Source organism: Bacillus sp. FSL R5-0416 (assembly GCF_037975425.1).
Classification (GTDB): Bacteria; Bacillota; Bacilli; order Bacillales; family Bacillaceae; genus Bacillus; species Bacillus subtilis.
Genome location: NZ_CP150252.1, coordinates 2,991,671 through 3,011,469, shown reverse-complemented (window position 1 = coordinate 3,011,469; position 19,799 = coordinate 2,991,671). Strand labels below are relative to the sequence as shown.

The window sequence follows — 19,799 nt, the reverse complement described above, 5'->3', positions numbered from 1 at the left end:
ACATATCCTGAAATCTTTCTGAATAAATAAAACACCCTGACAGATTAAGGTAAACAGCAAGGGGGCTCATTATGGAGTTTGTCATTGGATTATTAATTGTACTGCTTGCGCTGTTTGCGGCAGGCTACTTTTTCAGGAAAAAAATCTACGCCGAAATCGACCGGCTGGAATCGTGGAAGATTGAAATTCTGAATCGGTCGATCGTGGAAGAAATGTCTAAAATAAAACATTTAAAAATGACGGGTCAGACAGAAGAGTTCTTTGAGAAGTGGCGTGAAGAATGGGACGAGATTGTCACAGCCCACATGCCGAAAGTTGAAGAGCTCCTTTATGATGCCGAGGAAAATGCAGACAAATACCGGTTTAAAAAGGCCAATCAAGTGCTCGTTCATATCGACGACCTGCTGACAGCGGCTGAATCAAGCATTGAAAAGATTCTTCGGGAAATCAGCGATCTTGTCACAAGTGAGGAAAAGAGCCGTGAAGAGATTGAACAGGTGAGGGAGCGCTATTCGAAATCTCGAAAAAACCTGCTGGCTTACAGCCACCTTTACGGGGAGCTTTATGACAGCCTTGAAAAGGATCTGGACGAAATTTGGAGCGGCATCAAACAATTTGAAGAAGAAACAGAAGGCGGAAACTATATTACTGCACGAAAAGTACTGCTTGAGCAGGACCGCAATCTTGAACGGCTTCAGTCATACATAGATGATGTGCCGAAGCTGTTAGCTGACTGTAAACAGACGGTGCCCGGACAGATTGCAAAGCTCAAGGATGGCTATGGCGAAATGAAAGAAAAAGGGTACAAGCTTGAGCATATCCAGCTTGATAAGGAATTAGAAAATCTGTCAAACCAGCTGAAACGAGCGGAACATGTCCTGATGACTGAGCTGGATATTGATGAAGCGTCCGCAATCCTGCAGCTCATTGACGAAAATATTCAATCTGTTTATCAGCAGCTGGAGGGCGAAGTTGAAGCCGGTCAATCCGTACTAAGCAAAATGCCTGAATTGATTATTGCTTACGATAAGCTTAAAGAAGAGAAAGAGCATACGAAAGCGGAAACTGAGCTGGTGAAGGAAAGCTACAGGCTGACAGCCGGTGAGCTCGGCAAACAGCAGGCTTTTGAAAAGCGCCTTGATGAAATTGGGAAGCTGCTATCATCCGTTAAAGATAAGCTCGATGCAGAGCATGTCGCCTACTCACTTTTAGTAGAAGAAGTTGCTTCAATAGAGAAGCAAATTGAAGAAGTGAAAAAAGAGCATGCCGAGTATCGTGAAAACCTGCAAGCGCTGAGAAAAGAAGAGCTTCAGGCGAGGGAGACGCTCAGCAATTTGAAAAAAACAATTTCTGAGACAGCTAGACTGCTGAAGACTAGCAACATTCCAGGCATTCCGAGCCATATTCAAGAGATGCTGGAGAACGCGCATCATCATATTCAAGAAACAGTCAATCAACTAAACGAACTTCCATTAAATATGGAAGAAGCCGGAGCCCATTTGAAACAAGCAGAAGATATCGTCAACAGGGCAAGCCGGGAATCAGAGGAACTTGTCGAGCAGGTCATCCTCATTGAAAAAATCATTCAGTTCGGAAACCGGTTCAGAAGCCAAAATCACATTTTATCAGAACAGCTGAAAGAAGCGGAAAGACGTTTTTATGCTTTTGATTATGACGACTCTTATGAAATTGCAGCTGCCGCTGTAGAAAAGGCTGCGCCAGGTGCAGTTGAAAAAATCAAAGCTGACATATCCGCTTAGATAATCACGACCATGAAAAAGAGCCCGCAGTGTAATGAGCAGGCTCTTTTTTTCATTACAAAACGCCTGCGCAATAACGCAGGCGTTCTGTGACATTAACTTATTTCATTAAGCTGTTTGGATGGTCCGATGAATAAGGTCAGCACATAGCCGATAACCGCTCCGACGATTCCTGGAAGCACCCAGCCGATGCCGAGGCTGTAAAGAGGAAGATTCGCATTTAGAAACACATCTAAAGATCCAAGTGAAAAACCGGCTGCTTTGATACCGTCTAAAATACTGAAAAGTCCTGTACCGATCAAGCATGCGATGTACACTTCGCGTCTTTCTTTAAAGATCTTATCGATGAAGGAAAGAACGATAATGACAATGGCAAGCGGATAGATAGCTGATAAAATAGGAACAGAAAACGCGATAATTTGCGCGAGTCCGAAATTCGCAATGATCAAGCTGAATAACGTGACAATCGTAACGACAATTTTATATGATAATGCCGGAATAAGTTTTGAAAAATATTGGCCGCAAGATGTGACAAGGCCGATGCTTGTTGTTAAACATGCGACTGTAATCGCTGCTCCGAGTACGATGTTGCCTAATGAACCGAATAAATAATGGGAAGACGCAGATAAAATTTTAGCTCCTTCACCAACAGGACCAATGGCATTTGTGCTTGTTGCACCTAAATAAGCAAGGGATACATAAATGAAAGTCAGGCCTAAAGCGGCAATCACACCTGCTTTAATGCAGGCTGCAGCAAGAGCTTTAGACTGTGTAACGCCTTTGCTTTTTACAGCATTTACAACGACAACGCCAAATACAATTGAAGCAAGTGCGTCCATTGTTTTATAGCCTTCTAAAAATCCTTTAAAAACCGGTGTTCCTTTATATGCTTCTGTCACGGCGCCCAATCCGCCCATCGGCGTGAAGATGGCTTTGAGAACAATGATTAAAATAATTGTGAATTTGATGGGAGTCAGAATTTTTCCGACTCGATCGACAACCTTGGATGGGTTTAACGCTAAATAGTACGTAACACCGAAAAAGATAAGTGTAAATATTAATAAAGAAAGTCTTTCTGGTACGCCAGTCAAAAACGGAACAGCGCCAATTTCATATGAAACAGTTCCTGTTCTCGGGATGGCGAATAATGGTCCGATTGATAAATAAAGCACGACAGTAAAGATTGTGCCGAAAACAGGGTGCGCTTTGTCAGCAAGGCCTTTAGCGTCCTTACCGGTTAATGCGATGGCGATAATGCCGAGAAGCGGCAGGCCTACCCCTGTCAGTAAAAATCCGCCGATGGCCTTCCAGACGTTGTGTCCGGCTGCTTGTCCAAGTTCCGGCGGATAAATCATATTTCCTGCTCCAAAGAATAACGCAAATAGCATGAAACCAATAATAATGGTATCTTTGACAGGCAGTGAGTGTTTCATGAAAAAAATCCTCCTAATAATTATGTTAAAATATTCTGTCAATTAATTGTCAGATAATATGACGAAACGAACAAATCTTATTATATGGTAAAAAAATTAGAAGTCAATACTAGTTTTTCGTAATTTTCTATTAAATTTTGTTATGGTAACATAAATATCATACCTTGTACCGCTTTCATAAAGGAGTAAAAAAGATGATATATTTAGATAATAGTTCAACGACTAAGCCTTACGATGAAGTCTTGAACGTATATGAACAGACAAGCAGCCGATACTTTGGCAATCCTTCATCTTTGCACCGATATGGAGCCGAAACGGAACAGCTGCTTCAAGCAGCCAAAAATCAAATCAAAAGGTCCTTAGGCCTAAAAAAATATGATATTGTATTTACGTCAGGCGCCACAGAAGCCAATAACGCGGCTTTAAAAGGAGCGGCTTTGTCAAAGATAAAAACAGGCAAACATATCATTGCCACTTCTATTGAACATCCATCCGTTACGGAATCGTTAGAACAGCTGAAAGAGTTGTTCGGGTTTGATATCACTTATCTTTCTGTGAATGAAGACGGATTTGTTTCTATTGAAGATCTAAAAGCAGCCATCCGTCCCGATACCGTGCTTGTCAGCATGATGCATGTGAACAATGAAGTCGGTTCCGTGCAGCCGATTGAAGCGGCAGGGGAAGTGCTGAAGAAGCACCCGAACATTTTGTTCCACGTCGATTATGTGCAGGGCATCTATAAAGTGCCCTTGGCAATTGAAAAGGCCGGCATTGATCTATGTTCAATTTCCGGGCATAAATTTCACGGGCTGAAGGGGACAGGCGCACTTATTGTAAAAGAAGGAACACGCCTTATTCCGCTCATAACGGGAGGCTCTCAGCAAAAAGGCATACGGGCCGGAACAGAACATACTGCTGGAGCGGTTTCGCTTGCCAAGGCCATTAATCTTGCCTCTGCTGATTTTGACACACGGCTTGACACGATGACTGCCGCAAAGGAATTGTTTATGAAAAGGCTGAGTGAAATTGAGGGCGTCGTTATCAACACGCCTCAAATGAATAGCGCGCCGCACATTATTAATTTCTCTGTACCGGGGATTAAAGCGGAAGTGCTTTTACACATGCTTGAGGAACAGGATATTTTCGTCTCCACAACATCGGCTTGCTCGGCAAAAGAACATAAGCCCAGCAAGGTTCTCTTAGAGATGGGCAAAGGAGAGCAGATTGCCGGAAGCAGCATCAGAATCAGTTTAAATTACAGCCAGACAAGCGATGTGGCAGAACCGTTTATGAACGCGCTTCGTCCTGGCATCAAAAAATTAAGGAAAATGATGAGGTAGAACATGAATTACGATCATATATTAATTCGTTTTGGGGAAATTTCGACCAAAGGCAAAAACAGAAAAAGCTTTATTGAGCGCTTAAAACAAAACATCAGACTCGTTTTGAAAGACTATCCGAATTTAAAATACTTTTCCAACAGGGATCGTATGACGATTACATTAAATGGAGAGGATCCTGAGGCTCTTTTTCCTCATTTAAAGCAAGTGTTTGGGATTCAAAGCTTCAGCCTGGCAATTAAATGTGACAGCCGCCTTGATGATATTAAGGCAACCGCACTAAAGGCTATCAAAGATCAGTATAAACCAGGTGATACGTTTAAAGTCGCGACAAAGAGAGCGTATAAGCAATTTGAATTAGATACAAACCAGATGAACGCTGAAATCGGCGGCCATATTTTGCGAAATACAGAAGGATTGACGGTCGATGTTCGCAACCCAGACATCCCGCTCAGAATCGAAATCAGGGAAGAAGCAACATTTTTGACAATTCGTGATGAAAAAGGTGCAGGCGGGCTGCCAGTTGGTTCAGCAGGAAAAGCGATGCTGATGCTTTCTGGCGGTTTTGACAGCCCTGTGGCCGGTTTTTATGCGATGAAACGGGGATTGTCGGTAGAAGCTGTTCATTTCTTCAGCCCGCCATACACAAGCGAGCGCGCAAAGCAAAAGGTAATGGATCTGGCGAAATGTCTGTCCCGTTTTGGGGGAAGCATGACACTTCATATTGTTCCATTTACAAAAACGCAAGAGCTCATCCAAAAACAAATTCCTGAAAATTACACAATGACGGCAACCCGCCGCCTCATGCTTCAGATAGCCGACAGAATCAGAGAAAAGAGAAACGGGCTTGCCATTATTACGGGAGAAAGCCTCGGTCAGGTAGCGAGCCAAACGCTTGAAAGCATGTATGCAATTAATGCGGTGACGTCAACACCGATTTTGCGTCCGCTAATCGCCATGGACAAAACAGAAATCATCGAAAAATCACGGGAAATTGGCACATATGAGACAAGCATTCAGCCGTTTGAAGACTGTTGCACGATCTTTACACCGCCAAGCCCGAAAACACGCCCTAAAAAAGAGAAAATTGAACACTTTGAAAGCTTTGTTGATTTCGAGCCGTATATTCAAGAAGCGGTAGATAACATTGAGACAATGACCCTGTATAGCGAACAAGAAGCTAACGATAAATTCGCTGAACTCTTTTAAATCAATTTTCAGCTCCTGTATACAATTACCAAAGTTTTTCTGAATGAAGCCATGTGTTTTGACACATTCTATACTCACAAGGAGGTGAGACACATGGCTAACAATAACTCAGGTAACAGCAACAACCTTTTAGTACCAGGAGCTGCTCAAGCGATCGACCAAATGAAATTAGAAATCGCTTCTGAATTCGGTGTAAACCTTGGAGCAGACACAACTTCTCGCGCTAACGGTTCTGTTGGAGGAGAGATCACAAAACGTCTTGTATCTTTTGCTCAACAAAACATGGGCGGAGGACAATTCTAATTTACAATTTCACATAATGGCTTAGGAGTGGGGGTATCCCCACTCTTTTTCATTTTTTACATATAAAAAAGGACCAGCGGCCTATAAAATCTATGTTTACAGAGGTTGCTTTTAGGCATATCCTTACGGAAAGAGCCTGTATTTATGTATAATGGGTGGAGAAAGTGAGGAGTTGTTCGTGTTAAAACGTGAAGATTTAATTGCCCCTGTGCAATATAATTTAGTGAATGAAATGGAAAAGTTCAGTGCTGCTGGACAAAAAACCGCTCTTCTGTGGGAGGACGAGTCGGGCAAGCAAGAATCTTGGTCGTATGAAAAGCTGATGGAAGAAACAAATAAAATCGGAGCGGCCTTAGCTGATCTTGGATTTAAAAAGGGAGACAAGCTGATTGTAATGGTTCCGCGGGTGCTTGAAGCCTATGCTGTTTATTTGGCTATCCTGAAATCAGGAATGGTTGTCATTCCGTGCTCAGAAATGCTTCGCGCGAAAGATCTTGAATACCGGATTGAACATGCAGAGGTAAAAGGCGCTATCGTCTACTCAGAATTTATTGGCGCTTTCCGGGATGTCAGTACGACTGACAAACTGATTACACTGTCTATTGGTGAAAATGATGCCGGCTGGAAAAACCTCTTATCAATTGAAGCGGACGGAAGCCAATTTAAAACAGCTGACACAACAAGAGATGATATGGCTTTCTTATCTTATACATCCGGGACAACAGGTCAGCCGAAAGGTGTTGTACATACACATGGATGGGCATTTGCTCATTTAAAAACTTCTGCCGGCGCTTGGCTTGATATTTCTGAAAAGGATATCGTCTGGGCAACTGCTGCCCCTGGCTGGCAAAAGTGGGTATGGAGTCCGTTTTTAGCGGTGCTTGGCAGCGGAGCAACCGGTTTTGTGTACCACGGCAGATTCAAAGCAGAAAAATATCTAGAGCTTTTAAATCGCTACAAAATCAATGTTTTCTGCTGCACGCCGACAGAATACCGCTTAATGGCGAAGGTTGAAGGCTTGGACCGTTTTGATCTTTCTGCCCTGCACAGCGCTGTTTCCGCAGGTGAGCCGCTCAATCGTGAAGTCATTGATGTTTTCCAAAAGCACTTTGGCATTAAGGTACGGGACGGATATGGCCAAACAGAAAGCACGCTTTTGGTTGGTGTTTTGAAAGATACGCCTATTAAACCGGGAAGCATGGGAAAACCGACACCGGGAAATCAGGTGGAGATCATAAATGAAGACGGTGAAATCTGCAAACCTGGTGAGGTTGGCGATATCGCTGTTCACCTCAGTACGCCTGCGCTCTTTAAAGAGTATTTTAAAGATCCGGAAAGAATGAAAACACAAATTCGCGGCGATTATTTCCTAACGGGAGACAGAGCAAGAAAAGATGAGGAAGGTTACTTCTGGTTTGAAAGCCGAAATGACGATATTATTATCAGCTCCGGCTATACGATCGGGCCTTTCGAGGTGGAAGACGCGCTTGTTAAGCACCCAGAAGTAAAAGAATGTGCTGTTGTCGCGAGCCCTGATGAAATCAGAGGCTCCATTGTAAAGGCATATGTTGTCCTGCAAAATCATGAAAAACGCAGTGATGAGCTTGTCAAAATGCTGCAAAACCATGTGAAGACGATTACCGCTCCATACAAATATCCTAGAGAAATTGAATTTGTGGAAAGCCTGCCTAAAACGGCTTCTGCAAAAATCAGACGAGTGGAATTAAGAAAACGTGAAGAACAGCTCAAAGCCAATAAAAAGGCATAAAGAAAGAGAGTGAACGTGAATGAAGGCGATATGGCACGGCGGTTTCATTTATACGATGCTCAAAGAAGGCGATCGGACTGAGGCAGTTTATGTTGAGGATGGTGTCATAAAAGGCACCGGCAGCTATGAACGTTTGAAGGAAAAGTACGGGTCGCCGGAAACAGAAGAAATCAGCCTGAACGGAGCAGTGATGTTCCCCGGTTTTGTTGACAGCCATCTACATTTGATCGGCCACGGTGAGAAACAGCTTCAGCTCGATCTGTCCGCACTGACGTCGAAAGATTCAATTTTACAGGCTGCGAAGGAAAGAGAGCGGCAGCTTCCTAAAAACGATTGGCTCATTGGAGAAGGCTGGAATGAAAATCAGTTTGAGACACCTGACTACTTGACTAAGCATGATCTTGATCGCCTGTTTCCTGACAGGCCCGTCTTGCTCAAGCGTATATGCCGGCATGCAATAGCTGTCAATTCTGCGGCTCTTCAAGCAGCGGGAATTTCAAGAAATACTCCTGATCCTGACGGCGGAGTCATCGTAAAAGATGCAAATGGCGAGCCGACCGGACTCCTGTTTGATAAGGCGCAGGATTTGATTCTGAAGGCTGTCCCGCCAGTCTCCCAGCACTATGTTGATGAGGCATTAACGGCTGGAATAAAGGATTGCTGGACAAAAGGCCTGACGGGCGGTCATTCGGAAGACTTGTCCTATTATGGTGATGTTTCGGTGCCGTTGAAAGCTTATGAGAAAGCTGCCGCTGGCGGAAAGTATCCGTTCCGCTGCCATTTGCTCGTTCATCATGAAGCGGTCGATCGATGGGAGCAGCTGGATAAGCCGTCCGGCCCTTATGTGGAGTTTGGTGCGATGAAAATCTTTGCGGACGGGGCGCTTGGCGGGAGAACGGCTTTGTTGAAAGAACCATATCAGGATGATCCATCAACAAATGGTGTTCAGGTTCACGATGACGAAACCCTTGGCCGGCTCATTCGCAAAGCGAGAGAAAAAGGGATGGAGGTTGCTGTTCATGCAATCGGCGATCTTGCTTTTGAAAAAGTGCTGAACGCAATTGAAAAGCATCCGCCCAAAAACGGCCGGCATGATCGGCTTATTCATGCCCAAGTGCTTGATAACGAATTAATCGAGAGAGCAGCACGCATGCCGATCGCACTTGATCTTCAGCCGCATTTCGTTGCAAGCGACTTTCCGTGGGTCATTGACCGTCTCGGAAAAGACCGGATGAAGACTGCATTTGCCTGGAAAACCCTCATATCTAAAGGCATTTTATGCGCGGGCGGTTCAGACGCCCCGATTGAGCCTGTTGACCCGCTTCTAGGGATCCAGTCCGCGGTCCTCAGGAAAAGCAGTCATGAGCAAAACGGGCCAAGCTATAATGAAAGTGAATGTTTACCTGTATATGAAGCGATAAAGCTTTATACAGAAGGTAGCGCCGGTATCATTTATAAAGAGAAGTCACGCGGGAAAATTGCGGAAGGCTATGACGCGGATTTTACAGTTCTCAGTGGTGATCCGTTTGCCATTGACCCCGCACAGCTTCATCTTTTAGATATTAAAAAAACCGTGATTAACGGCCAGATTGTATATGAGAAATCATAAAAGGACAGGCAGCAGCCTGTCCTTTTATTTTCTATAAAAAAGTACGCTTCACTTTTTCCCAAAATGAATTGTCCTTTAGTTTGACTGTTTTGATTTTCTTATTAGACAGTTTGATTTCGATCGTTTTCACATTTCTCGTGCTGAGTGCTTCATTGTCCAAACCGATGATTGGGTGTTCGTTGCCGTCCTGCACCACACGAAGGGTCAGCTTTCGGTCAGAGCTGAGGACAAATGGCGAGCCGAGTGTCCGGTAGGTATTATTGTTAAGGGATGCAAGCTCTGATACCTGCATGCATGGAAGCAATGGATCAACAACCGCTCCTGCAACAGATTTGTTATAGGCGGTGCTGCCTGTAGGCGTTGAGATAATCATCCCGTCACCTCTAAATGTTTCAAAGTGCAGATCGTCAATCAGCACGTCCATCACAAAGGTTTTAATGATGCTTGAGCGGATGGATACCTCGTTTAAGCAGTGAAAAGGACTGGCGTGGTCCACTGTCACTTCAATCAGCGGGTATTTTCTCACTTCAATTTGTTCGAACGTCATTGCATCGACCATTTTTTCTCGCTCATCACTATGAAAGTCGCAATATAAATGAGCTTTCCCCTTTTTGGTAATGCCGACGTACAAGCAGTCGTCACGAAAATTCGTCTTTCTAACTGCCTGCAAAAATGTGCCGTCCCCGCCAATGCTAGCGATAATATTGGCGTCTGAGTGCTGGTTCACAACGGTAAATCCATGCTCTTCCGCCAATTGTGTTAACGAGTGGGCTTGTTCGTTCGTTTCCTGATCCTGTTTGTGAAAAAAATAAACATTACGGCGTTGATCGGTCATATCCCATTTCCCCTTTGCTGTCATATTTAAGTTTTTCTGCTATCCAGTATTTGTGATAAAATACCTTTGGCCATAAGTGTACCACGTTTGCCGGCAGCCCGTTAAGCCGGAGCTTTCTCATGAAGTGAAACATTTTTCATATTGAATCGTATAATGAGAGAGTTTGGGAAAAAGGAGGAGAAAAAATGAATGCAAAAAGATGGATTGCATTAGTGATTGCTCTGGGGATTTTCGGCGTGTCTATTATCGTCAGCATCTCTATGAGTTTCTTTGAAAGCGTCAAAGGCGCTCAAACGGATCTCACATCACTGACGGATGAATCGCAGGAAAAGACGCTGGAAAACGGCAGTCTCTCAAGTAAAATTGCCGTATTAGAGGTCAGCGGCACCATTCAGGATAATGGAGACTCAAGCAGTCTGCTTGGTGCAGACGGATATAACCACAGAACGTTCTTAAAAAACCTTGAGCGCGCAAAAGATGACAAGACGGTCAAAGGTATCGTTCTGAAGGTGAATTCTCCGGGTGGCGGAGTGTATGAAAGTGCTGAAATACATAAGAAACTGGAAGAAATCAAGAAAGAAACGAAAAAACCGATTTACGTGTCAATGGGTTCGATGGCAGCATCAGGAGGCTATTACATCTCAACAGCGGCTGATAAGATTTTTGCGACACCGGAAACCCTGACCGGGTCACTCGGCGTCATTATGGAAAGCGTCAATTATTCAAAGCTTGCCGATAAGCTTGGCATTTCTTTTGAAACGATTAAGAGCGGGGCCCATAAGGACATTATGTCTCCTTCCCGTGAGATGACGAAAGAAGAAAAAAACATCATGCAATCGATGGTTGATAATTCGTATGAAGGCTTTGTTGATGTCATTTCAAAAGGGCGCAGCATGCCGAAAGCAGAGGTAAAGAAAATTGCGGACGGCCGCGTGTATGACGGACGGCAGGCGAAAAAACTGAACCTCGTTGATGAGCTTGGTTTTTATGACGATACCATTACGGCCATGAAAAAGGATCACAAGGATTTGAAAAACGCCTCTGTCATTTCTTATGAGGAAAGCTTCGGATTAGGCTCACTGTTTTCCATGGGCGCGAACAAAATGTTTAAAAGTGAAATTGATTTTTTGAATATGAGAGAAATTCTATCGCAATCCGGTTCGCCGAGAATGATGTATCTCTATGCGAAGTAGGAGGGAACAATAATGGACGCGACATATGAAGAGTTAGAGCGCAATGACATCAAAGGCCCGCAAGAAGCGGAGCAGCTGACACATGCCTATGCTGGCTTTTGGGTTCGTTTCTGGGCTTTCCTGCTTGATTGGCTCGTGATATGGGGATTAAACCATTTGCTCGTTTCTCCCCTCTTTACCGTATTGGATCTGCCGAAAACATCCGGTATGTTTACCTTCTCGGCTTACAGTGTGACAACGCTTATTGTGTATCTTGCCTACTTCGCACTCATGACTAAATACTTCAGGCAGACGCTTGGTAAAATGGTGTTCGGCCTCAAAGTGGTTTCTGTGAAGCGAGATAGCAAGCTGACATGGAGTACAGTGATTTTTCGTGAAGTGGTGGGACGGTATATTGATAAGATTTGGATTTTATATATCGTTGTTGCTTTTTCACCTACAAAACAAGGGATTCATGATTACATCGCGGATACCACCGTGGTGCATGAAAAATTATACCGCAAATAACCGATAACCCGGACCTCCGTCCGGGTTTATTTTTTTAGGAATTGGCGATAATGCTCCTAGAGGAAGTGAAGAATATGGTGTATGTACTGACAGCCATTCTTATTCTCATAGGGATCGTACTGCTTCTCAGAATGAAAATCCATGTCGCGCTGGAGTATCTTCATGCCGCTGATAATGACAAATTGACCTTGAAGATTACGGCGCTGTTTGGCCTTATAAGGATCAAAAAAACAATTCCGGCGATTAAGGTGAACAAAGAAGACGGAACAGTGGATATCAAACAAAAAACTGAATCTAAAATGAAAAAAAGCAGCGGAAAGAAAAAAATTACACAAAATGATGTGCAGCAAAGCATTAATAAAATTGAAATGCTTTTGCATCAGGTTACCAGACTGCGAAAAATCAGCGCGTCTTTTCTCGCGCATTTACATATCACAAAACTAGAATGGGTTACAGTAATCGGAATTCAGGACGCGGCAGTGACAGGTGTGTTAACAGGTGCTGTATGGGGTGTGAAGGGCGGTATCGCAGCAATGCTCTACGACCACCTGGACTTTGTGAATAAACCTGTCTATGAGGTGATCCCGTCGTTTCAAGTCCCTGTTTCCAAGACCCATTTTCAGTGTATATTCTTTTTTCGCTTTGGACATGCTATGCTTGCAGCTTTCAAATTCGTCAAATACGGACGGGAGCTATCCGTATTAAAGAAGAATCCGTCGGCTAGAATGACTTCAAAGAATGATTCATCAGTTTAAGGAGGAAGCGTATATGGCAGACCATCCCATCCAAGGTTTAATGAAAACCGCAATGGAAAACTTGAAGGAAATGATTGATGTTAACACCATCATCGGAGATCCAGTAGAAACGCCTGATGGAAGTGTGATTTTAACTGTTTCTAAAGTTGGATTCGGATTCGCCGCAGGCGGAAGCGAGTTTGGCGGAAAGCCGGCCGAAAAGAAATCGGAAGACGATGAGACAAGAGAACAGAAACTTCCTTTCGGAGGCGGAAGCGGGGGCGGTGTGTCCATTACGCCGATCGCGTTTTTAATTGTCGGATCGACAGGCATCAGAATGCTTCATTTAGATGAAAATACCCATTTAATAGAGAAAATTTTAGACGCAGCCCCTCAAACACTCGAGCGCATCCAGCAAATGTTCAAGAAAAATAACAAAAACCAAGGCCAGGGCCAAAATCAAAACCAAATGAACAATATGAATTATTAAAAAAGGTTAACTGCGCTGGCCGCAGTTAACTTTTTTTTGGCATAAACTTTGCAGTTTGCAGGAAACTTTACTATGATAGAGACATACATACAAAAGGGAGGAATTATAATGGCTGAAATTACATTCAAAGGCGGTCCGGTTACACTTGTCGGACAAGAAGTGAAGGTAGGAGATCAAGCTCCTGATTTCACAGTGCTGACTAACAGCCTTGAAGAAAAATCGTTAGCTGACATGAAAGGAAAGGTAACGATTATTTCTGTTATCCCTTCAATTGATACAGGTGTTTGTGATGCACAAACACGCCGTTTTAACGAAGAAGCTGCAAAGCTTGGAGATGTCAACGTCTACACAATCAGTGCAGACCTTCCATTTGCGCAAGCGCGCTGGTGCGGCGCTAACGGAATTGACAAAGTGGAAACACTGTCTGACCACAGAGATATGTCATTTGGTGAAGCGTTCGGTGTGTATATTAAAGAACTTCGTCTGCTTGCGCGTTCCGTATTTGTCCTTGATGAAAACGGAAAAGTCGTTTACGCTGAATATGTAAGCGAAGCAACAAACCACCCGAACTATGAAAAGCCAATTGAGGCTGCTAAGGCATTAGTGAAGTAAGCAGGGAAAAAAGCTCCAGGCTGCCGCCGGAGCTTTTTTCATGGCAAGGAGGAACACAATATGCAAAAAGACCATGTAGGTGCGGTGTATGAGCTGTTAAACGAAGCCGCGATTATGATAAAGAATGAATTGCAGATTTCATATATAGAGGCGCTGGCCGAAGCAGGAGAAATGTATTTTCTTGAAAAAACGGATCAGCTGAAACTGCCTGCTGATCAGAAAACCAAACAACTTCAGGCTCTGCTTGAAAAAGCGGAATTCGGCACGTATGAGCATGAGTGGGTACGCAAGGCTTTTCAGCTTGCCGTCCTTAAAGGAATGAAAGATATCTCCCATCCAAACAGACAAATGACGCCGGATACGATCGGGCTTTTCATCAGCTATTTGGTGAATAAGTTTATGGCGGACAAAAAGGAACTGACCATTCTTGATCCAGCCTTGGGAACTGGGAACCTTCTGTTTACCGTGCTGAACCAGCTGTCTGAAAAAACGGCAAACAGCTTTGGCATTGAAATTGATGATGTGCTCTTGAAGATCGCCTATGCCCAAGCGAACCTTCTGAAAAAAGAGCTTGAGCTTTTCCACCAAGACAGCCTTGAGCCGTTGTTTATCGATCCAGTTGACACGGTCATTTGTGATCTGCCAGTCGGCTATTATCCGAATGACGAAGGAGCAGAAGCGTTTGAGCTCAAAGCTGACGAAGGCCATTCCTTCGCTCATCATCTGTTTATTGAACAGAGCGTCAAGCATACCAAACCGGGCGGCTACTTATTTTTTATGATTCCGAATCATTTGTTTGAGAGCTCCCAAAGCGGCAAGCTGAAACAGTTTTTCAAAGATAAGGTTCATATCAACGCACTGTTGCAGCTGCCAAAATCTATTTTTAAAGACGAAGCTCATGCCAAAAGCATCCTTGTGCTTCAGAAACAAGGAGAGAATACGAAAGCGCCGGGGCAAATTCTGCTTGCGAATCTTCCGTCTTTCTCCAATCAAAAGGCGATGCTTGATATGATGGCTCAATTTGATGAATGGTTTAAAAAAGAAAAGTAAGTGTTTTAAAAGCAGCTTAGGCAGCCGTATGAGGTCGATGCCTAAGCTGCTTTTATTTATGCTTTTGAAGACCGGACTTGACGAATTGAATCCAGCTTTGAAACACAAAATACAGAGGGAAAAACCGCAAATTGTAAGCGTTCATCAATACAAAACCTATAGGGAATGTGTCTGAAAATAACGACTTCTTATTGTAAGCGTTATCAATACGCAAGTTGACTTGAAAAGCCGACATGACAATGTTTAAATGGAAAAGTCAGATATTTTTCGGAGAAGATGTTGATATTCACCGGGAAAAAAGTACGAAAAACGAAGTTGTTGATACAGAGTATAAAGGAGCGTCAATCATGTCCAAAATTATTGCAATTAACGCAGGAAGCTCGTCTTTGAAATTTCAGCTTTTCGAAATGCCTTCAGAAACCGTTTTAACGAAGGGTTTAGTTGAACGAATCGGTATCGCCGACAGCGTATTCACAATTTCTGTGAACGGCGAAAAAAATACAGAAGTAACTGATATTCCAGATCATGCGGTAGCTGTTAAAATGCTGCTGAATAAGTTAACGGAATTCGGCATTATTAAAGACTTGAATGAAATTGACGGAATTGGCCATCGTGTCGTTCACGGCGGAGAAAAATTCAGCGATTCTGTTTTATTAACGGATGAAACCATTAAGGAAATCGAAGATATTTCTGAATTGGCACCGCTTCACAATCCGGCAAATATCGTTGGAATTAAAGCGTTCAAAGAAGTGCTTCCAAATGTTCCTGCGGTAGCTGTATTTGATACGGCATTCCACCAAACAATGCCTGAGCAGTCTTACCTGTACAGCTTGCCGTATGAATACTATGAAAAATTCGGCATCCGTAAATACGGCTTCCACGGCACTTCACATAAATATGTAACTGAGCGTGCGGCAGAGCTTCTCGGCCGTCCGTTAAAAGACTTGCGCCTGATTTCCTGCCACCTTGGAAACGGAGCAAGTATTGCGGCTGTTGAAGGCGGAAAATCTATTGACACATCCATGGGCTTTACGCCGCTTGCCGGTGTAGCAATGGGCACACGCTCTGGAAACATCGACCCTGCCCTGATCCCATACATCATGGAGAAAACAGGCCAAACGGCTGACGAAGTACTGAATACATTAAACAAAAAAAGCGGACTGCTCGGCATTTCCGGTTTCTCAAGCGATCTTCGTGACATCGTTGAAGCAACGAAAGAAGGAAATGAGCGCGCGGAAACGGCTCTTGAAGTATTCGCAAGCAGAATCCACAAATACATCGGTTCTTACGCTGCAAGAATGAGCGGTGTCGATGCGATCATCTTTACTGCCGGTATCGGTGAAAACAGTGTGGAAGTCAGAGAACGCGTTCTTCGCGGTTTAGAATTCATGGGCGTATACTGGGATCCTGCGCTTAATAACGTGCGCGGCGAGGAAGCTTTCATCAGCTATCCGCATTCTCCAGTAAAAGTCATGATCATTCCGACTGATGAAGAAGTCATGATTGCGCGCGACGTTGTTCGTTTAGCAAAATAAATCGCATGAAAGCACATTCTCTTGAATGTGCTTTTTTGTTGATGCATGATAGTGACAGACAGAAAACATAAAAGAGGTGGGCCAATGAGTGTTCAAGAGCATAAACAAGAAGCTCCCGATATCGTTCGTTGCAAAGTGATTACTGTCAGTGACACGAGGACAGAGGAAACCGATAAAAGCGGCAAGCTGATGATCTCGTTTTTAGAAGAAGCCGGTCATCATATTGCCGCATATGAAATTGTAAAAGACGAAAAGGATGCTTTGCAGCGGTCAGTGCTTGCGGGCTGCATGGATGAACAGACAGACGCGGTACTCTTAAACGGAGGGACAGGCATAGCAGATCGTGATGTCACAATTGAAGCCATTACGCCGCTGTTTTCGAAAGAACTGCCCGGCTTTGGAGAAATATTCAGGATGCTGAGTTATACAGAGGATATCGGCCCTGCCGCAATCATGTCGAGAGCAACTGCCGGCGTCATTCAGCATACCGCTGTTTTCTCAACGCCAGGCTCAAGCGGCGCGGTAAAGCTGGCAATGAATAAGCTGATTATTCCCGAACTTGCGCATGTGGTCAGAGAAATCAGAAAAGACAAGTAAATGAATAAATACTATGAAACTTCACCTGAAATTTAGGTGAAGTTTTTTTTATAAAAGGCTTGAAAAAACGAAACGTACTTGTTAAAGTGTATACATACAAAATGTATTTTTATTAAATATAATTTATTTTTATACAAAATAGAAACACGGTTGAGAGGGGAATTTTATCATGTCAGAACAGAAAAAAGTCGTATTAGCATACTCAGGGGGTCTTGATACTTCCGTCGCAATAAAATGGCTTCAGGAGCAAGGATATAATGTAATCGCCTGCTGTCTGGATGTCGGTGAGGGCAAAGATTTGGCATTTGTTCAGCAGAAAGCGCTTGAAGTCGGCGCGACAAACTCCTACGTGATCGATGCAAAAGAAGAATTTGCACAGGACTACGCGCTTATTTCTTTGCAGGCCCACACGATGTATGAAGGAAAATACCCGCTTGTTTCGGCATTATCTCGACCGCTGATCGCGAAAAAACTGGTTGAAATAGCGGAAAAAGAAGATGCACAGGCGATTGCCCACGGATGCACAGGGAAAGGAAATGACCAGGTTCGTTTCGAAGTCTCCATTAAATCATTAAACCCTGACCTTGAAGTCATCGCGCCGGTTCGCGAATGGCAGTGGTCACGTGAAGAAGAAATTGAATATGCGGCTAGCCGCGGCATTCCGATTCCGATCAATCTTGACAGCCCGTATTCTATCGACCAAAACCTCTGGGGACGCGCCAATGAGTGCGGCATTTTAGAAGATCCATGGGCGGCGCCGCCAGAAGGTGCATACGATTTAACAGCTCCGCTGGAAAAAACGCCGGACACGCCGGAAGTGATTGAAATTGCATTTGAACAGGGCGTGCCTGTCTCCATTGACGGTGTTTCCTACTCGCTTTCTGAGCTGATCTTGAAGCTGAATGAAATGGCGGGGGCGCACGGTGTCGGACGTATCGACCACGTGGAAAACCGCCTCGTCGGCATTAAATCCCGGGAAGTATACGAATGCCCTGGTGCGATGACACTGATCAAAGCGCATAAAGAATTAGAAGATTTGACACTGGTGAAAGAGGTAGCCCACTTTAAACCGATCATCGAGCAAAAAATGTCAGAAATCATTTATAACGGCTTATGGTTCTCGCCGTTAAAAGACGCGCTGCACGCTTTCTTAAAAGAAACGCAAAAGCATGTCACAGGCATTGTCCGCGTGAAGCTGTTTAAAGGCCATGCAATTGTAGAAGGACGTAAATCGGAATACTCTCTATATGATGAAAAACTTGCAACATATACAAAAGACGATGCATTTGATCACCATGCAGCAATCGGATTTATCGAGCTTTGGGGACTTCCGACAAAAGTGAACAGCATCGTGAAAAAGAAGGAGCAGATTAAAGCATGAAGAAGCTTTGGGGAGGCCGATTTCAAAAAACACCGGAAAAATGGGTCGACGAGTTCGGCGCGTCCATATCATTTGACCAACATTTAGTTGCTGAAGACATTACAGGGTCTCTCGCACATGCTGCCATGCTGAAAAAATGCGGTATTCTGACAGCAGAAGAAGAGCTGAAAATCCGAGAGGGCCTGAATACCCTTTTGCAAAAAGCAGAGGAGGGAACATTGGAATTCTCAGTCGATTATGAGGATATTCATTTGAACATTGAGAAAATGCTCATTGACGAAATCGGTCCTCTTGGCGGCAAGCTGCATACCGGCAGAAGTCGGAATGACCAGGTGGCGACTGACATGCATTTATACTTGAAGAATCATGTCGGCCACATCATCGAGCTGATTGAGGCATTCCAAAGTGCGCTGATTGAAAAGGCGGAAGCGAACGTTGAAACGATTCTGCCGGGCTACACACATCTGCAGCGCGCCCAGCCGATTTCATTCGCTCACCATCTGCTTGCGTATTTCTGGATGCTTGAGCGCGACAAGGAGCGTTTTCAGGATTCGATGAAGCGGATTAACAAATCTCCGCTCGGCTGCGGGGCGCTCGCGGGAACAACCTTCCCAATTGACCGTGATTATTCAGCAGAACTGCTCGGCTTTGATGCCATTTATGAAAACAGCTTGGACGGCGTCAGCGACAGAGACTTCATTTTGGAGTTTTTAAGCAACAGCAGTATGCTGATGATGCACCTATCCCGTTTCTCTGAAGAAATCATTTTATGGTGCTCGCAGGAGTTTAAATTCATCGAGCTTGACGATACGTACGCAACAGGAAGCAGCATGATGCCGCAAAAGAAAAATCCTGATATGGCGGAGCTGATCCGCGGCAAAACAGGACGCGTATACGGCGATATGATGGGGCTGTTTACGATCATGAAAGGACTTCCGCTCGCTTACAACAAAGATCTGCAGGAAGACAAAGAGGGCATGTTTGACACGGTGAAAACGGTGGAGGGCAGTCTGCAAATCTTCACAGGCATGATCCAAACAATGACTGTAAACAAAGACGTCATGAAGCAAGCGACAAAACAAGACTTTTCAAATGCGACGGAACTGGCTGATTATTTAGCTAAAAAGGGAATGCCGTTCAGAGAAGCGCATGAAGTGGTCGGGAAACTTGTGTACACATGCATCGAAAGAGGGATCTATTTAAGCCATATGCCGTTTGGCGAGTTTCAGCAGGCGAGTACACTATTCGAAGAAGATATTTACACTGTGTTAGACCCTTACTACGCAGTTGAAAAAAGAATGAGCGCCGGGGGCACCGGATTCAAACAGGTAAAGCAGGCGCTTGAAAAAGCGAAAGCTTGCGTGGCAGCTGGAGTTTGTTAAAATTTCCTTCATAAAATCCCGTCATTATAGCCAACCTACCTCTATAATGATGGGAGGCAGA

At 44.2% G+C, this 19,799-nt stretch carries 19 protein-coding genes; 17 read left to right on the top strand and 2 right to left on the bottom strand.

The features are described from left to right. Window positions 1–71 precede the first annotated feature (71 nt). Window positions 72–1,760, top strand: coding sequence for a septation ring formation regulator EzrA (gene ezrA / locus NYE20_RS16110; RefSeq protein ID WP_003229320.1), 1,689 nt, complete (start codon window positions 72–74; stop codon window positions 1,758–1,760). Window positions 1,761–1,855: 95 nt separating this feature from the next. Here ezrA and brnQ read toward each other — a convergent pair whose 3' ends face one another. After that, window positions 1,856–3,193: a branched-chain amino acid transport system II carrier protein gene (gene brnQ, locus NYE20_RS16105; protein WP_003229322.1), complete on the bottom strand. Its 1,338-nt coding sequence runs from the start codon at window positions 3,191–3,193 to the stop codon at window positions 1,856–1,858. A gap of 194 nt (window positions 3,194–3,387) precedes the next feature. Here brnQ and NYE20_RS16100 point away from each other — a divergent pair, with 194 nt between their 5' ends. The 5 genes from NYE20_RS16100 (at window position 3,388) to NYE20_RS16080 (ending at window position 9,422) form a co-directional block, all read left to right on the top strand. Next, a complete protein-coding gene (locus tag NYE20_RS16100) occupies window positions 3,388–4,533 on the top strand; it encodes a cysteine desulfurase family protein (protein ID WP_021480314.1) in 1,146 nt (381 codons plus the stop codon). Window positions 4,534–4,536: 3 nt separating this feature from the next. Continuing rightward, a complete protein-coding gene (thiI, locus tag NYE20_RS16095; RefSeq protein WP_003229326.1) occupies window positions 4,537–5,742 on the top strand; it encodes a tRNA uracil 4-sulfurtransferase ThiI in 1,206 nt (401 codons plus the stop codon). Between the two features lie 93 nt (window positions 5,743–5,835). Beyond that, window positions 5,836–6,045: an alpha type acid-soluble spore protein SspA gene (gene sspA, locus NYE20_RS16090; protein WP_003223491.1), complete on the top strand. Its 210-nt coding sequence runs from the start codon at window positions 5,836–5,838 to the stop codon at window positions 6,043–6,045. Window positions 6,046–6,223: 178 nt separating this feature from the next. After that, a complete protein-coding gene (locus NYE20_RS16085; protein WP_038827971.1) occupies window positions 6,224–7,813 on the top strand; it encodes an acyl--CoA ligase in 1,590 nt (529 codons plus the stop codon). Between the two features lie 19 nt (window positions 7,814–7,832). Continuing rightward, entirely contained in the window at window positions 7,833–9,422 is a 1,590-nt protein-coding gene (locus NYE20_RS16080; RefSeq protein ID WP_064670903.1) for an amidohydrolase, read from the top strand. Between the two features lie 31 nt (window positions 9,423–9,453). On the opposite strand, the gene NYE20_RS16075 is transcribed toward NYE20_RS16080, so the two are convergent. Next, complete coding sequence (locus NYE20_RS16075; RefSeq protein WP_032726405.1) at window positions 9,454–10,257, bottom strand: NAD kinase; 804 nt, start codon at window positions 10,255–10,257, stop codon at window positions 9,454–9,456. Between the two features lie 185 nt (window positions 10,258–10,442). Between NYE20_RS16075 and sppA the strand changes: the two genes are divergently transcribed. The 11 genes from sppA (at window position 10,443) to argH (ending at window position 19,738) form a co-directional block, all read left to right on the top strand. Continuing rightward, entirely contained in the window at window positions 10,443–11,450 is a 1,008-nt protein-coding gene (sppA, locus tag NYE20_RS16070) for a signal peptide peptidase SppA (RefSeq protein ID WP_021480310.1), read from the top strand. Window positions 11,451–11,462: 12 nt separating this feature from the next. After that, window positions 11,463–11,957, top strand: a complete 495-nt coding sequence (locus NYE20_RS16065) for an RDD family protein (RefSeq protein ID WP_014480553.1) — start codon at window positions 11,463–11,465, stop codon at window positions 11,955–11,957. A gap of 74 nt (window positions 11,958–12,031) precedes the next feature. Further along, on the top strand, window positions 12,032–12,712 hold the full coding sequence (locus NYE20_RS16060; protein ID WP_015483561.1) for a DUF2953 domain-containing protein: 681 nt from the start codon (window positions 12,032–12,034) through the stop codon (window positions 12,710–12,712). A 13-nt stretch (window positions 12,713–12,725) separates the two neighbouring features. Then, window positions 12,726–13,181: a GerW family sporulation protein gene (gene ytfJ / locus NYE20_RS16055; protein WP_003223504.1), complete on the top strand. Its 456-nt coding sequence runs from the start codon at window positions 12,726–12,728 to the stop codon at window positions 13,179–13,181. Between the two features lie 108 nt (window positions 13,182–13,289). Continuing rightward, the gene (tpx, locus tag NYE20_RS16050; protein ID WP_003223506.1) at window positions 13,290–13,793 is read left to right on the top strand and encodes a thiol peroxidase; all 504 of its coding nucleotides are present in this window, start codon (window positions 13,290–13,292) and stop codon (window positions 13,791–13,793) included. 60 nt (window positions 13,794–13,853) lie between these two features. Further along, the gene (locus NYE20_RS16045) at window positions 13,854–14,843 is read left to right on the top strand and encodes an N-6 DNA methylase (protein ID WP_003229346.1); all 990 of its coding nucleotides are present in this window, start codon (window positions 13,854–13,856) and stop codon (window positions 14,841–14,843) included. Beyond that, window positions 14,815–15,018 (top strand): hypothetical protein, encoded by a 204-nt coding sequence (locus tag NYE20_RS16040; protein WP_123372909.1) that lies wholly within the window; start codon window positions 14,815–14,817, stop codon window positions 15,016–15,018. The genes NYE20_RS16045 and NYE20_RS16040 overlap by 29 nt, the downstream gene beginning before the upstream one ends. Window positions 15,019–15,190: 172 nt before the next feature. Beyond that, on the top strand, window positions 15,191–16,378 hold the full coding sequence (locus NYE20_RS16035; RefSeq protein WP_003223511.1) for an acetate kinase: 1,188 nt from the start codon (window positions 15,191–15,193) through the stop codon (window positions 16,376–16,378). 84 nt (window positions 16,379–16,462) lie between these two features. Beyond that, window positions 16,463–16,975, top strand: coding sequence for a molybdenum cofactor biosynthesis protein B (locus NYE20_RS16030; RefSeq protein ID WP_021480306.1), 513 nt, complete (start codon window positions 16,463–16,465; stop codon window positions 16,973–16,975). A 169-nt stretch (window positions 16,976–17,144) separates the two neighbouring features. Beyond that, complete coding sequence (locus tag NYE20_RS16025; protein ID WP_003229357.1) at window positions 17,145–18,356, top strand: argininosuccinate synthase; 1,212 nt, start codon at window positions 17,145–17,147, stop codon at window positions 18,354–18,356. Beyond that, window positions 18,353–19,738 carry an argininosuccinate lyase gene (argH, locus tag NYE20_RS16020; protein ID WP_161621731.1) on the top strand — a complete coding sequence of 462 codons (1,386 nt, stop codon included), beginning with the start codon at window positions 18,353–18,355 and terminating at the stop codon, window positions 19,736–19,738. Before NYE20_RS16025 ends, argH begins: the two co-directional genes overlap by 4 nt. Window positions 19,739–19,799: the final 61 nt, after the last annotated feature.